This is a genomic window from Mesorhizobium sp. B2-1-8 (assembly GCF_006442545.2).
Taxonomy (GTDB): domain Bacteria; phylum Pseudomonadota; class Alphaproteobacteria; order Rhizobiales; family Rhizobiaceae; genus Mesorhizobium.
Genome location: NZ_CP083952.1, coordinates 2397188 through 2411134, shown reverse-complemented (window position 1 = coordinate 2411134; position 13947 = coordinate 2397188). Strand labels below are relative to the sequence as shown.

Annotated in this window: 12 protein-coding genes; 6 read left to right on the top strand and 6 right to left on the bottom strand. The window is 61.1% G+C overall.

All coding sequences use genetic code 11. From position 1 onward, the window contains the following. Positions 1-223 precede the first annotated feature (223 nt). Positions 224-1018, bottom strand: a complete 795-nt coding sequence (locus tag FJ970_RS11750) for an SDR family NAD(P)-dependent oxidoreductase (RefSeq protein ID WP_140759595.1) — start codon at positions 1016-1018, stop codon at positions 224-226. 272 nt (positions 1019-1290) lie between these two features. Here FJ970_RS11750 and FJ970_RS11745 point away from each other — a divergent pair, with 272 nt between their 5' ends. Next, positions 1291-1749: a MarR family winged helix-turn-helix transcriptional regulator gene (locus FJ970_RS11745; protein WP_140759589.1), complete on the top strand. Its 459-nt coding sequence runs from the start codon at positions 1291-1293 to the stop codon at positions 1747-1749. A 45-nt stretch (positions 1750-1794) separates the two neighbouring features. Here the strand turns inward: FJ970_RS11745 and FJ970_RS11740 are convergent, their stop codons facing one another. Beyond that, on the bottom strand, positions 1795-2973 hold the full coding sequence (locus FJ970_RS11740) for an MFS transporter (RefSeq protein ID WP_140759586.1): 1179 nt from the start codon (positions 2971-2973) through the stop codon (positions 1795-1797). Positions 2974-3168: 195 nt separating this feature from the next. Here FJ970_RS11740 and FJ970_RS11735 point away from each other — a divergent pair, with 195 nt between their 5' ends. The 5 genes from FJ970_RS11735 to FJ970_RS11715 all read left to right on the top strand — a co-directional run bounded on the left by FJ970_RS11735 (position 3169) and on the right by FJ970_RS11715 (position 10621). Continuing rightward, positions 3169-3525: an ArsR/SmtB family transcription factor gene (locus FJ970_RS11735; protein ID WP_140759583.1), complete on the top strand. Its 357-nt coding sequence runs from the start codon at positions 3169-3171 to the stop codon at positions 3523-3525. A 171-nt stretch (positions 3526-3696) separates the two neighbouring features. Next, positions 3697-4476: an SH3 domain-containing protein gene (locus tag FJ970_RS11730; RefSeq protein WP_140759580.1), complete on the top strand. Its 780-nt coding sequence runs from the start codon at positions 3697-3699 to the stop codon at positions 4474-4476. 435 nt (positions 4477-4911) lie between these two features. After that, positions 4912-8415, top strand: a complete 3504-nt coding sequence (carB, locus tag FJ970_RS11725) for a carbamoyl-phosphate synthase large subunit (protein WP_140759577.1) — start codon at positions 4912-4914, stop codon at positions 8413-8415. An 83-nt stretch (positions 8416-8498) separates the two neighbouring features. Continuing rightward, the gene (locus tag FJ970_RS11720; RefSeq protein ID WP_140759574.1) at positions 8499-9617 is read left to right on the top strand and encodes an SIR2 family NAD-dependent protein deacylase; all 1119 of its coding nucleotides are present in this window, start codon (positions 8499-8501) and stop codon (positions 9615-9617) included. 65 nt (positions 9618-9682) lie between these two features. Beyond that, the gene (locus tag FJ970_RS11715; protein WP_227792091.1) at positions 9683-10621 is read left to right on the top strand and encodes a hypothetical protein; all 939 of its coding nucleotides are present in this window, start codon (positions 9683-9685) and stop codon (positions 10619-10621) included. A 192-nt stretch (positions 10622-10813) separates the two neighbouring features. On the opposite strand, the gene FJ970_RS11710 is transcribed toward FJ970_RS11715, so the two are convergent. The 4 genes from FJ970_RS11710 to FJ970_RS11695 all read right to left on the bottom strand — a co-directional run bounded on the left by FJ970_RS11710 (position 10814) and on the right by FJ970_RS11695 (position 13861). Continuing rightward, positions 10814-11206 (bottom strand): Rid family hydrolase, encoded by a 393-nt coding sequence (locus tag FJ970_RS11710; RefSeq protein ID WP_140759568.1) that lies wholly within the window; start codon positions 11204-11206, stop codon positions 10814-10816. 239 nt (positions 11207-11445) lie between these two features. Continuing rightward, on the bottom strand, positions 11446-11910 hold the full coding sequence (locus FJ970_RS11705; protein WP_140759565.1) for a cupin domain-containing protein: 465 nt from the start codon (positions 11908-11910) through the stop codon (positions 11446-11448). A gap of 310 nt (positions 11911-12220) precedes the next feature. Next, a complete protein-coding gene (locus FJ970_RS11700) occupies positions 12221-12778 on the bottom strand; it encodes a DUF4142 domain-containing protein (protein ID WP_140759562.1) in 558 nt (185 codons plus the stop codon). Between the two features lie 129 nt (positions 12779-12907). Then, the gene (locus FJ970_RS11695) at positions 12908-13861 is read right to left on the bottom strand and encodes a YihY/virulence factor BrkB family protein (RefSeq protein WP_227792090.1); all 954 of its coding nucleotides are present in this window, start codon (positions 13859-13861) and stop codon (positions 12908-12910) included. Positions 13862-13947 lie beyond the last annotated feature (86 nt).

Sequence of the window (13947 nt, the reverse complement as noted above, 5' to 3'; positions counted from 1 at the left end):
TCCCCCGATCGACGGGGTAGAGGAAAGGCGCCAAGCTTTTTCGCCGTCAACGCTCGTCCATCAACGCCCCCTTCCTTTCCCTCCGGAGGGGGGAAAGGTGGCGCTGCGAAGCAGCGACGGATTGGGGGGACCACGTGGCAATCAAGCCTCAGGCCGATTCAGTCACGCCAGTCACAGAAGATGTGCGTATAGCGTAGCGCCAGAGCGGGGGACAGAGTTGCCCTCAAGCCGCGTAGCGGGCCGCCGGTTTGTCGGCATGCAGGCTGCCATAGAAAGCCTGCCGAGCGCCGAGGAACGTATCCAGCTTTCCCGTGTCGGCAAGCGCCGGCACGGTGACGGCTTCGCCCCGCGCCAGGCCGACAAGGGCGGCATCGACCATATCGTCGGCGGCCATGATGATCTCCTTCGGGAGGGCATCGATATCGCCGCCGGAAAGCTCCCAGAAATCGGTCCGGGTCGCGCCTGGCAACACCACCTGTACCCTTACCTTGGTATCAGCGACTTCACGCTGCAGAGCCTCGGTGAAGTTGACGACATAGGCCTTGGTGCCGCTGTAGATGCCACCGAACGAGGTGTCGAAGGCCAGCACCGAGGCGATGTTGACGATCCCGCCCCGGTTGCGCGCCAGGAGCCCAGGCAGCACGGCACGCGTCAGCCGGGTGAGCGCCACGACATTGACCTTGATCATGCGCTCGGCGGCATCCGCATCGGCGGTTGCCACCACCGCCTGACCGCCAAGGCCAGCATTGTTGACCAGCAGCGTCACGGTTTCGTCGGATGATATCGCCTGCTCGACATGGCGCACATCGTCGTCGTCCGAGAGATCGGCGCTGATCACGCTGACCTTGCGGCCGTAGGCATGACGCAGCTTTTCGGCCAAGTCCTGCAGCCTGTCGGCGCGGCGCGCAACCAGCACCAGATCATAGCCCTGCCCCGCCAGCCGGTCCGCATAGACGGCCCCGATACCCGATGAAGCGCCGGTGACGACCGCCGTGCCCTTGTTGTCATTCTTGCTCATTGTCACGTTCCTGTGTTCGTTGTCTTCGGCTCCGGGACATACCGGCAGCCGGGGCTGCTATCGATTAGTGGCATATGCCACTTTCGGCGAAATAGGTATATGCCACTATCTTGTCAACGGCTGCGGCAAAAACTATTTCTGCGGCAGGCTGGCGCACCTGCCGGAACAATTCCAGCAAAAGTGCTCGGCGGTTTTGCGTCCGGAATTGCGTAAGAAGAGAGAGCATTGGAGGCGATGCGTTTTCGCCGGAAATGCTCCAGCAAGGAGCGACCATGAGTGAAGCTGAAGGATTTAGCCGTTGCAACAATGCCACCTTGCGGCGCACCGCGCGCAGGCTCGGCCGGTTCTACGACGACGCGCTGGCGCCTTCCGGCCTGAAGGGCACGCAGTTTGGCCTGCTCTTCCAGATCAGTGTCGGCAGCGAGCCGGCGATGGGGGCCATTGCCGAGGCGCTGATCATGGACCTTTCGGCACTCGGCCATACGCTGAAGCCTCTGGTTCGCGACGGCTATGTCGAAACGTTTGCCGACAAGGACGATCGCCGCGTCAAGCGCGTGCGGCTGACGCCATCAGGCCAGGCCAAGCTCGACGAGGCGATCAAGCTATGGAGCGTTGCCCAGCGACAATTCGAGGCCATGATCGGCGCCGAGCAGGCCGCGAAACTGCGGGCCACGTTAGATGAAGTGGCTGCGTTGAACCTGGAACTGCCCGCAGCCGCTCCTTCCAGCTGAAGAAGCGGCCGCGTAAGAACTGGGATGTAGGCCTTGGAACCGGTCTTATTCAGCCGGCATCGCTACTGGTCTGGCGAACACCCGCCCAGCCAGCACGATGCCGAGCCCGATCACCGGGAAGGCCGCGGCGATCAGGCCGAGATCGGCCGGCGCGCCGAAGCGCAGCACCGCCCCGCCGACCACCGCGCCCAGCGCCACGCCGAGATAGAGCGCCGAGGCGTTGAGCGACAGCACGATCGGGGCCGCGTCGGGCGCGAGCTTGATGATGCGGCTGGCCTGCGCCGGCGGGAAGGCCCAGCCGACGATGCCCCACGGCACCATCATGCCCATCAGCGCCGGTCCGGCGAGGTGATGCGGCAGGAAGGTCGGGATCAGCGAGAAGGTGACGAGCATGGCCGCGCTCAGCGCCAGCGACCAGGCGACGGTGCGCGTCGCGCCGAAACGATCGGCTGCCTGGCCGCCGGCAATGTTGCCGATGACGGCGCCGGCGCCGAAGGCGAGCAGCATGCCCGGCAGCGCGATCGGCGACAGCCCGGCGCCTTCGATGGCCAGCGGCGCGATGAAGCTGAACACGGTGAACGCGCCGATGAGGGCAAGCGCCGTCGTCACCAGGATCGGCATCACGCCGGGACGCATGGCCGCCGCCAGCCGGCGCTTCAGCGGCAGCCGGGTGCCAATGATGCCGCGCGGCAGCCGGTACCACAGGATGGCGCCGGCGAGCGCGCCAAGGCCGGCAATGGCGTAGAAAGTGCCGCGCCAGCCGGCGATGGCCGCGACCAGCGCGCCAAGCGGCGCGCCGACAGCGACCGCCACCGTGGTGCCGCCGACGACGACGGCGATCGCACGGGCTCGGTGATGGTCATCGACCAGCGCCACCGCCGTGCCTTGCGCGGTCGCCGCGAACAGGCCCGACGACAGCGCCATGATGATGCGGGCGATCAGAAGCACTTCGAAGGACGAGCTCAGGGCGGCGACGACATTGCCGATGACGAAGAACACCAGCGTCCACAGGATGACGCGGCGCCGGTCCCATTCACCGGTCAGCGTCGCCAGGATCGGCGTGCCGATCGCATAGGCGAGCGCGAAGGCGGTGATCAGCGAGCCGGCGAGCGGCACCGAGATGCCGGCATCCCTGGCGATATCGGGCAGAAGGCTGGAGATGACGAAGCCCTCGGTCGAGATCGCAAACGATCCGAGCGCGAGCCAGAAGATTCTCTTGTCCATGGGAAAGCGTCCTTAGTTCAAAAGTTATTGAACAATTGGACATAACGGGGCATCATGTCAATGAAGCCAGGCAAAAATAGCACAACCATGCTGACAGCCCTGTGTCAGGACGGTCATGAAATGGAGAAACAGTGTGTATCGGCCGAGCAGGATCGACGCGTTGAAATCGGCCCGAACTGTGCTTAGGTTCCAGCCATGACCTTGCCACACCCCAATACGGACCAGATCAGCCTGCCCATCGTGCTCGGCGTGCTCGGCGACCCGACGCGGCTTGCCATCGTGCGCTATCTCGCCAGCAAGGAAGGCGTGCCGCTGAACTGCAGCCGTTTCCTCGACCTCGCCTCCAAGACCAATCTCAGCTACCACCTCGCCAAGCTGCGCGAGGCCGGCGTCACCCGCGCCGAAGTGGTCGGCACCAACCGCATGATCACGCTGCGCCGCGCCGATCTCGACGCCCGCTTCCCCGGCCTGCTCGACAGCGTCATCGCCGCGGCCGCCGACGACGCTGCTCTGCCGGCCGTTGGCGGCCATGATTTGGAAGTACCGGCCTGAGATCATTTCCCCCTCGCGAAGCGGTGAGAGGCGGCCACCCGGCACCATGGTTACCGCCATGGTCGGCTTGAATTTTCCGGCTTACATGGCGGCGCGCCGTCCCTTATAAAATCGTCCGGGCGTGCGGCGAGACCGCCGCGACAGAGTGATTTGAGTACGGCGCACGGCCAAATGATGAGGCGCACAGTTACGCTCCGAAAAAGTTTGCATGCGCTGATTGCCGCTCCGCTGCTGATGGCGGCGTGGCCGGCTGTTGTTCCGGCGCATGCCGAAGAGGCGCCGTTCATCTCCGTGGTCACCGGGCTCGCCCCCGACGATCTGCTCAATGTCCGCGCCAAGCCGTCGGCGATCGGCAAGACCGAGGCCCGCCTGGCTGCCGGTGCGAGCGTCAGAAACCTCGGCTGCAACGACATTGACGGCCATCCCTGGTGCAAGGTCGAGTCTGACAACCCCAAAGCCACCGGCTGGGCCCCCGCGCGCTATCTCGTGCCCGTCAATCCGGCGACGGTGCCCGACCAGGCGGCGGACGCCGAGGCCACGGAAGCCGGCGCGACTTCCGATGCCCCCGACCTGACCGCTCGGCTGGGTGACGCGACCGAGCCGGCCAGCCCGGAGACCATGCCGAAATCCGCGGCGGAGATCGCCATGCAGGATGCCTATGGCCTGGCGCTGGCGGCGAATGGAACCCTGCAAATTCCCTGCGCCCGCTATGTTGGACAGCCCATGGCGTCTTGTGCGGCCAGCGTGACGCGCAAGGGAACTGATAAGGCCGACGTCACCGTGACCTGGCCCGATGGCGGCAGCCGCGTCATCTCCTTCGATGCCGGCCTGCCGGCAAGCTCGGACGCCGGCAGCAACTTCCGCTTCACCAGGGAAGGCAACCTCAACATGATCCGCATCGGCGTGTCGGAGCGGTTCGAGATTGTCGATACGGTGGTGCTGGGGGACTGAAGGTCGCGGTGATTGCTGCGCGTGCAGCGATCAGCCAATTACCGACGTCGGCGCTGCCCCTCATCTGCCTGCCGGCATCTTCTCCCCGTATAGCGACGGGGAGAAGGGGCTGAACGAGTGCCGGCCCTCTTCCCGCAATGCTGGCAATTGGCGAAACCATCGGACAGAGCTTCTTTCTCCCCGTCACTATACGGGGAGAAATGCCCGGCAGGGCAATGAGGGGCGGCGCAAACGCCCGGCAAGATACCAATTCAACCCAAAGCAATTGCCCCTGTCCACGAACCCCACATGAACCCTTCATTTTCGGGGTTACATCGGGCAAAACTCTTCCCTATAAGGCCCTCCTAGCCTGATACCAGAATCGCGAGCACAACCGGCCGGGTCTTCCCGTCCCGGTTTTTTGTGCAAGCCCGCTGCCGAACGGAATTCATAGACATGCCAAGACGCACCGACATCAAGTCGATCCTGATCATCGGGGCCGGCCCCATCGTCATCGGCCAGGCCTGCGAGTTCGACTATTCCGGCACCCAGGCCTGCAAGGCGCTGAAGGAAGAGGGTTTTCGCGTCATCCTGGTCAATTCCAATCCGGCCACCATCATGACCGACCCGGAACTGGCCGACGCCACCTATATCGAGCCGATCACGCCCGAGGTCGTCGCCAAGATCATCGCCAAGGAACGGCCGGACGCGCTGCTGCCGACCATGGGCGGCCAGACGGCGCTCAACACCGCCCTGTCGCTGCGCCGCATGGGCGTGCTCGAGCGCTACAATGTCGAGATGATCGGCGCCGACGCGCATGCCATCGACAAGGCCGAGGATCGGGCGCTGTTCCGCGAGGCGATGAAGACGATCGGGCTGGAAACGCCGAAGTCGATGCTGGCCAACGCCACCGACGTCAAGAACGCGGACCGCAAGACGCACGAGGCCGAGCGCGCCGCGCTGAAGGCCGAGAAGCCCGACAATCTCGACGCCGCGCTCGACGCGCTGGAAACACGCTGGAACCTCGGCGAAGGCGACCGCAAGCAGCGCTACATCAGCCATGGCATGGCGATCGCCGCCCAGGCGCTCGACCATGTCGGCCTTCCCGCCATCATCCGCCCCTCCTTCACCATGGGCGGCACCGGCGGCGGCATCGCCTACAACAGGGCCGAATTCTACGACATCGTCCAGTCCGGCCTTGATGCCTCGCCGACCACCGAAGTACTGATCGAGGAAAGCGTGCTCGGCTGGAAGGAGTACGAGATGGAGGTTGTCCGCGACAGAGCGGACAATTGCATCATCGTCTGCTCGATCGAGAACATCGACCCGATGGGCGTGCACACGGGCGATTCCATCACCGTCGCCCCGGCGTTGACCTTGACCGACAAGGAATACCAGATGATGCGCAACGCCTCGATCGCGGTGCTGCGCGAGATCGGCGTCGAGACCGGCGGCTCGAACGTCCAGTTCGCCGTGAACCCGGCCGATGGCCGCCTCGTCGTCATCGAGATGAACCCGCGCGTCTCGCGCTCGTCCGCGCTCGCCTCCAAGGCGACAGGCTTCCCGATCGCCAAGATCGCCGCCAAACTCGCCGTCGGCTACACGCTTGACGAGCTGGAGAACGACATCACCGGCGGCGCCACGCCGGCCTCGTTCGAGCCGTCGATCGACTATGTCGTGACCAAGATCCCGCGCTTTGCCTTCGAGAAATTCCCCGGCGCCGAGCCGGTGCTGACCACCGCCATGAAGTCGGTCGGCGAAGTCATGGCCATCGGCCGCACCTTCCAGGAATCGCTGCAGAAGGCGCTGCGCGGTCTGGAGACCGGTCTCACCGGCCTCGACGAGATCGAGATCCCCGGCCTCGGCCACGGCGCCTTGGCCGCCAACCACGCCGACGACCGCAACGCCATCCGCGCCGCGCTCGGTACGCCGACGCCCGACCGGCTGCGCATGGTGGCGCAGGCGATCCGCATGGGCACGTCGCTGGAGGACGTGCACGCCATGTGCAAGATCGACCCGTGGTTCCTCGAACAGATCGCCGGCATCCTGGCCATGGAAGCCCGCATCCGCGAGCACGGCATCCCCGAGGATGCCGTCAATCTGCGCATGCTGAAGGCCATGGGCTTCTCCGACGCCCGCCTCGCCTCGCTGACGAAGACCGACGCCGAAGTCGTTCAGAAGATTCGTGAAAAGCTCGACGTTCATCCGGTTTATAAGCGCATCGACACCTGCGCCGCCGAGTTCGCCTCGCCCACCGCCTACATGTACTCGACCTATGAAGTGCCCTTCGCCGGCGCGCTCGCCAACGAGGCGCAGGTGTCGGCGCGCAAGAAAGTCGTCATCCTCGGCGGCGGTCCGAACCGCATCGGCCAGGGCATCGAGTTCGACTATTGCTGCTGCCATGCGGCGTTCGCGCTGCGCGACGCCGGCTATGAAGCGATCATGATCAACTGCAACCCCGAGACCGTGTCGACCGACTACGACACGTCGGACCGTCTCTATTTCGAGCCGCTGACGGCGGAGGACGTGCTGGAGATCCTGCGCGCGGAGCAGGCCTCGGGCGAGCTGGTCGGCGTCATCGTCCAGTTCGGCGGCCAGACGCCGCTGAAGCTGGCGGACGCGCTGGAGAAGGCCGGCATCCCGATCCTCGGCACCTCGCCCGACATGATCGATCTGGCCGAAGACCGCGACCGCTTCCAGAAGCTGCTGCACAAGCTCAACCTCAGCCAGCCGAAGAACGGCATCGCCTATTCGGTGGAGCAGGCCCGCCTCGTCGCCGGCGAGCTCGGCTTCCCGCTGGTGGTGCGCCCCTCCTATGTGCTCGGTGGCCGCGCCATGCAGATCATCCATGACGAGGGCATGCTGCAGAACTACCTGCTCGACACCGTGCCCGGCCTGGTGCCGGAGGACATCAAGCAGAAATACCCCAACGACAAGACCGGCCAGATCAACACGCTGCTCGGCAAGAACCCGCTGCTGTTCGACACCTATCTGTCCGGCGCCATCGAGGTCGATGTCGACTGCCTCTGCGACGGCAAGGAAACCTTCGTCTCGGGCATTCTGGAACACATCGAGGAAGCCGGCATCCATTCGGGCGACTCGGCCTGCTCGCTGCCGGTGCACTCGCTGCCTTCGGACCTCGTCAACGAGCTGGAGCGCCAGACGGCGGCCCTGGCCCGCGCGCTCAATGTCGGCGGGCTGATGAACGTGCAGTACGCGATCAAGGACGGCACGGTCTATGTGCTGGAGGTCAACCCGCGCGCGTCGCGCACCGTGCCCTTCGTCGCCAAGACCATCGGGCGTCCGATCGCGAAGATCGCCGCCCGCATCATGGCCGGCGAGACGCTGGAAGACGCCTTCGCCCATTACGGCGCCATGCCCGACCCGCGCAACCCCGGCCACATCGCGGTCAAGGAAGCCGTCTTCCCCTTCGCCCGTTTCCCCGGCGTCGACATCCTGCTCGGCCCGGAAATGCGCTCGACCGGCGAGGTCATGGGCCTCGACCGCGATTTCGCGCTCGCCTTCGCCAAGAGCCAGCTCGGCGCAGGCGTCGACCTGCCCCGCTCCGGCACGCTGTTCGTCTCGGTGCGCGACGAGGACAAGAAAGGCATATTGCCGGCGGTCAAGCGCCTCGCCGGCCTCGGCTTCAAGGTGCTGGCCACCTCGGGCACCCAGCGCTTCCTCGCCGAAAACGGCGTCGTGGCCGAGAAAATAAACAAGGTCCTGGAAGGCCGCCCCCACATCGAGGATGCCATCCGCAACCGCCAGGTCCAGATCGTGTTCAACACCACGGACGGCCAGAAGGCTGTGTCGGACTCGAAGTCGCTGCGGCGGGCGACGCTGATGCAGAAGGTGCCGTATTACACGACGCTGTCAGGTGCGGCCGCGGTGGCGGAGGCGATCGCCGCGCTGAAGGCGGGGAGTTTGGAAGTTAGGCCGCTGCAGGAGTATTTTGGCTAGAAGTGTTTGCGATTTTTAACACACGATAAGGCTTGACAACTCCGAGCCACCCTTCTCTATTTTCGATAGGGAGCGGGGTATCAATGGAAATCGAAACTGCGGTAAGGTTCATCTCGATCGGGAAAGCCACCTTGTTCTTAGGAGCTGGCTTTAGTTCGGAATTGGTGGCCGTAGACAAAGAGCCGGTACCTTCCGTTAAGAAACTTAGCGAGATCTTCGCGACGAAAGTTGGGATGTCACCCTCGCTACCTTTAGATATAACAGCCAGAGAATATCTAAGGAGCCCTACAGCGAGCAGAGTAAATGAATACGTAAACTTAATGAGATCCAACGTTAAAGTTTTAAAATACAAAGAATGGCATAGGAAAACGCTATTTTCAAATTGGAGATCAATATATACAACGAACTATGACGATTGCGTTGAGCTAGTAGAAAGGGATATAAATATAGGATTACGGCCGATTTCGCCTTACTCTCCCTTTCAGTTCTACGATGTACAAATCCCTATTGTCCATCTTCATGGATTTATTGACGACCTAAATGAAAATGACTACAGAGATGCACTCCTTCTAACCAGAGAGCAGTACGCGTCATATGAAACTAACCATAAATATTGGGATTTTTTACAGAGAGACATAGAGACGTCTTCAGCGATTTTCTTCTGCGGCTTTAGCCTTTCTGATTGGCATATCGAGAAAATACTAAGTAAATCACCATACACAAAAGACAAGACATTCTTTATATTAAGAAAAGATAGTGAAGATAACGAGGAACTCAAATACAGACTCGCCGAGTACGGAAACATATATTTTGGCGGAATAGAAGAATTTAGCCGTCTGGTCCCTCCGTACGCGGAGAGAGCGTCCGAGGTTGCAATACCTCAGTTTCTGCGAAAGATCTCAGAAATTACACCGATAGATATAGCTTCTTCTAAGGCCGCAGAAGACGTACATTTTTTCGGTCACCACAACTTGGAATTGGCTGAGTTTGATCGAACAAGCAGCTCTCCAGTTCTGCTAAAAAGGGAAATTCAAGACAGCATCGTAGCTTCCATAGAGGAGGGAAAGCGGTTTCACCTCGTCCACGCCGACCGACATTGTCTATTTCCGAATTTAATGACCTTAACCAAATCTATGACAGACATGGGCTTTGGGGAGATCTTCAAGGGAGGGGGATTGCAGAAAAGCAAAGATATGTCCTGAAAGAATGCAAGGGAGAATTTAGAACCTTATCCATCGGCCACCTCCATCAGAGACGCCTTTTAGACGTGCTGCACAATGAAGTTGCCAGAATTGATTGGATTAGTGAATCTCTTACAGACCTAGTGATTCTGTCCATGATATATTCATATCTTGGCAGGTCGGCGAAGATAAACATCATAAATAAGCTTATTTCTAAGCGCTCTTACGACCTAGCTTCTGTAAACTTTTTATATGGTAATTTCAATATTATATACATAAAGAATGGCGAGTATGCAGTTCCGTCCTCCATATTTTCCAGAGAGATGTTGAAGTCCTTGTTCCGCGCAGATCGTATCAAGTCCGTGATTGAAAACTCATTTGTGAAATCATCTGAATTTGGAAACCACGAGTTTAGCGATTTCAGACGAGATGTAATGCAGTATGGAAGTTTGCAGAGGATACTTGTTCAGCCTGGCGGCGCACCAGATCTTGACAGTATCATATCTTTGTTCCGATCGTTCGCAGACACCGGGATAGAGAAGAGTAACATACATTTTTGGCAGCAATACAGTATAGCTCTTTACATTAACGGGGAATACGAGCTTTCTCAAAGGAGGCTTGATACAGCAAAAAGCCTTGCAAGAGAGATGAGTTATTACGACACCTTTATGCTTGATCACCACCAAGCTAGGCTTTTGCTTGTGTCGCGAGCGCGAAAGACTAATGAATACAAAGATCATGAAGAAGCGTACGTCGAAGCGCTTCAAACGGCTGTACGGCTAATTTCAGATCCTAATAGACAAACTGAGAGGGATACGCTCTATCTCTCAGAGCATTTAGGCGAAGCATTTGCTGGTGAGGCTTTGTCAATTGTAAGAAAGTCACCGCGGGTGAGTTTGGCTTTGCATGCAATGCTTGAGGCCGTCAGTAGTAGAAGGCCGAATGCAAGCGTCGGCTCCGGCCTTCTCAGGCGCACAGTCCGCGATATTCGGCTGGCTTTGGAGACGTTGGCGCCGGCCGAATAACGCCATGTGATATCCGTCTTGGATATTCGCATCTGACGCCGCCAGAGACGGCACCCGGCATGGGCCTAGTTGATGCCCAGGCGCCGTCTTTGACCGCAGTAGTCAGGTGGTCGCTGTCGATGTATGTGGCAAGTTTTCGTGATGACCCGCCTTAAGTAACATTCGGCACTCGGCCGGCAAGAACATAAGCCCTCACGCCACCGCCACGCACTCGATCTCGATATCGAACTCCATCGGCCAAGACGCCACCGGCACGAAACTGCGCGCCGGCGGGTTCACGCTGAAATACCGGGCATACACCCTGTTTATCGCGTTGTAGAAGCCGGAGTTGACGGCGTAGATCCGGACCATCACCACGTTTTCCAGCGAGGTGCCGGCCGCTTCCAGGCAAAGTTTCAGCGCCTTCAGCGACGCCTCGGTCTGGACCTCGATGTCGCCGCGCACCATCTCGCCGGTCACCATATCCAGCGGCGGCGTCGCCGAGATGAACACGAAGCCGTTCGCCCTCACCGCCGTCGAACAGGGCAGGCCGAGCGCCCGCACCTTGTCCGACATGACGGGTACTTCGATGACTTGTTTTTTCATGGGTGTCCTCCCTGGGTTGGCAAGGTTAGCGCCAGGCCCCCTCACCCAGCCTCCGCTTCGCTCGGCTGACCTCTCCCCGAGGGGGGAGGAGGTTACGAGCGCCAGCGCCAATCTCTTCTCCCCAGCGGGGAGAAGGTGGACGCAAAGCGGCCGGATGAGGGGGCTGCGCCGACTCCTGCGGTTATAGGCAGCTTATCCCGGCACGGGCGGAACGCCAGCGCGGACGCATGGCCCAGCCCTCACCCCTGCCCCGGATACGGCGTGCCGTCCTTGTGCAGGAACCGCCCGTCCGAACTCGGGCTCATCATGTCGATGTCCGAGCAGGTGATCACATCGTCCTGAGAGCGCGAGCCGACTTCCAGGTAGCGCGCGGCGGCCGACGAGCGGTTGATCATGTGGTGGCCGTTGCCGCTATTCCCAGCGAAGGTAGCGCAGTCGCCGGCCTTGAGCAGCGTCTCGCCGCCATCCTCGACCAGCACCAGTTCGCCTTCCAGCACATAGACGAGTTCGTCCTCATGGCTGTGCCAGTGGCGCTGGCTCGACCAGCCACCGGGCGGCAAGGTCATCAGATTGACGCCGAAATCGGTGAGCCCGCCGGCATCGCCGAGGCGGCAGCGCGCGCGCGTGGCGCAAGGGGCGTCGAAGGGCGCGGGATAGCCGGAGCCCTTGCGGACGGGCACGGATGCGAGGTCGATCTTGGGCATGGGGTGCTCCCGAGGGTGATGCCGGCAGTCTAGCGCATGGCGGGTGAAGGCACAGGGGCCACCTTGCGGGGTGGGGGTTTGCCAGAGGCGTATTGAATGTAGCGCTCTACGGCGCCCCCCTCTGTCCTGCCGGACATCTCCCCCTCAAGTGGGGAGATTGGCAGCTTTGGCGCCGGCTCTCTTCCTGGCAATGTTGAAAATTGGCGAAGGCCGTGATGACAGCCAATCTCCCCCCAAGAGGGGGAGATGTCCGGCAGGACAGAGGGGGGCGCCGTAGAGCTCGAATTTCAAACCGTGCACGCCCCGCCCCCTAATGCGCCGCGCCGAGCTCCTTCACCCGCTTCTCATGCATCTTCAGCGTCGGCAGCGTCTTCTTGGCGAATTCCTTCAATGCGGGGTCGTCGCCCGATTTCGCATAGGTGCTGAACAGGGCGACCGCCTGCTTGTGGACCTCGGTCTGCATCATGATGTATTTCTGGTCGAACTCCTTGCCGCTGGCGGCTTTCAGCTGGTCCAGCATCTGCTGGTCCTTGGGCTGCAGCGCGGGGCCGGCGGGCTTGATCGAGGCGGTGGTCTGCCCCTGGCTCAGCGCCTGCTTGAAGTCCTCGCCGGCCTTGGTGTGGTCCTTGATCATCTGGCCGGCAAAGGCCTTGACGTCCGCCGAGGCGGATTTCTGTTCGGCCAGCCTGCTCGACTGGATCTCGAATTCATTGGCACTGGGCACGGTGCTGACAAAGGTCGCGGTGTCGACCTTGCTGTCGGGCAACATGGGCGCGGCGGCATTCGAATTGGTGCCGTTCGTCTGGGCAAGGGCGACGGGCGCGACGGCGGTCAGCGCGACGGCGGCCACGGTCAGGAGCATTTTCATCTGGGATCTCCGATCGGAATGGTTCCCTCGGGGTTCCAACGTCGCAGATGCGGCGAGGTTGCCAGCCGCGTCCCTTCTCCTCGCGCAGGAAGAAGGGGAAGCACCCTTGGATTGCAGCGTGATCTCTCCCTACGGGCGACGAGGCCCCAGCAGAAAGGCTGTCATCGTCGCGCTCACGCACGCCATCGCCAACAACGCAACGACGCCGGAGGATCTGGACCCTCGGCGAATTGAAACAAGGTTTTGTGAAGCGGGAGCATTTTGAACCAACCCGTCCAAGTCGGACCTGCTCCCATGTCGAACGGAATAGGCGCGGGTCAATTCCGCACCGAGCAGAAAGATTTCCGATGAATAATAGACCCAGAGCAGTATGACGAGCAGCCCTCCGGCCGCACCATATGATGATGCGATCGCACTCGTGCCGATATACCAACCGATAAGCGACTTCCCCAACGTGAACAGGGCGGCGGTCACGACAGCACCGATCCCGACATCCCGCCACTCCAAGTCACGGTCCGGCAGGACTTTGTAGATCGCGGCGAACATCACGGAGATCAGGGAAAAGGAAATCAGGGTGTTGATCGCGCTCAGAACAAGTTCGCCGAACGGCAAACGAGCGCTGATCACGTTGCCCAGGGCAGAGATCGCCGCGCTCGCCACCAGAGATACCAGCAACATAAAGCCGAGGGCGGCGACCAGGCCGAGACTTGCCGCACGCGCGCGCAAGAGACGCGACAGCGAACTCCCTTTCGCTTCAACCTTCCATATTGCATTCAGGGCCTGCTGCATCTCGCCAAACACCGCAGAGGCGGTGACGAGCAAAGTGACCACGCCGATGATGGCCGCCAGGGTCCCCGATGATTTGCTGGATGCCCCTTCGAGCGCTGCCTGAAGGAGCGCCGCACTTTCTGAACCCATCAGCCCTGATATCTGAGCAGACAAAGCCACCTGTGCCGCGTCATGACCAAATGCGATGCCAACTATCGCGACGACAATTATTAGAACCGGGGCCAGCGACGTGGCGGCATAAAAGGCCATCGCCGCGCCATGACTAAGGGCATTGTCGTCGACAAAGCCAACCACGCTTTCTCGCACCAGGTCCCATAGGTTTTTAAGTGTGGGTCGCACTTCGAATCCATGAAAGGGGTCGCAAGCCGTCTCCTATCAAT

Bases quoted from the DNA above. Each gene is read 5' to 3' on its own strand.
- FJ970_RS11750 (WP_140759595.1), bottom strand. From the start codon at position 1,018: ATGAGCAAGAATGACAACAAGGGCACGGCGGTCGTCACCGGCGCTTCA.
- FJ970_RS11745 (WP_140759589.1), top strand. From the start codon at position 1,291: ATGAGTGAAGCTGAAGGATTTAGCCGTTGCAACAATGCCACCTTGCGG.
- FJ970_RS11740 (WP_140759586.1), bottom strand. From the start codon at position 2,973: ATGGACAAGAGAATCTTCTGGCTCGCGCTCGGATCGTTTGCGATCTCG.
- FJ970_RS11735 (WP_140759583.1), top strand. From the start codon at position 3,169: ATGACCTTGCCACACCCCAATACGGACCAGATCAGCCTGCCCATCGTG.
- FJ970_RS11730 (WP_140759580.1), top strand. From the start codon at position 3,697: ATGATGAGGCGCACAGTTACGCTCCGAAAAAGTTTGCATGCGCTGATT.
- carB (WP_140759577.1), top strand. From the start codon at position 4,912: ATGCCAAGACGCACCGACATCAAGTCGATCCTGATCATCGGGGCCGGC.
- FJ970_RS11720 (WP_140759574.1), top strand. From the start codon at position 8,499: ATGGAAATCGAAACTGCGGTAAGGTTCATCTCGATCGGGAAAGCCACC.
- FJ970_RS11710 (WP_140759568.1), bottom strand. From the start codon at position 11,206: ATGAAAAAACAAGTCATCGAAGTACCCGTCATGTCGGACAAGGTGCGG.
- FJ970_RS11705 (WP_140759565.1), bottom strand. From the start codon at position 11,910: ATGCCCAAGATCGACCTCGCATCCGTGCCCGTCCGCAAGGGCTCCGGC.
- FJ970_RS11700 (WP_140759562.1), bottom strand. From the start codon at position 12,778: ATGAAAATGCTCCTGACCGTGGCCGCCGTCGCGCTGACCGCCGTCGCG.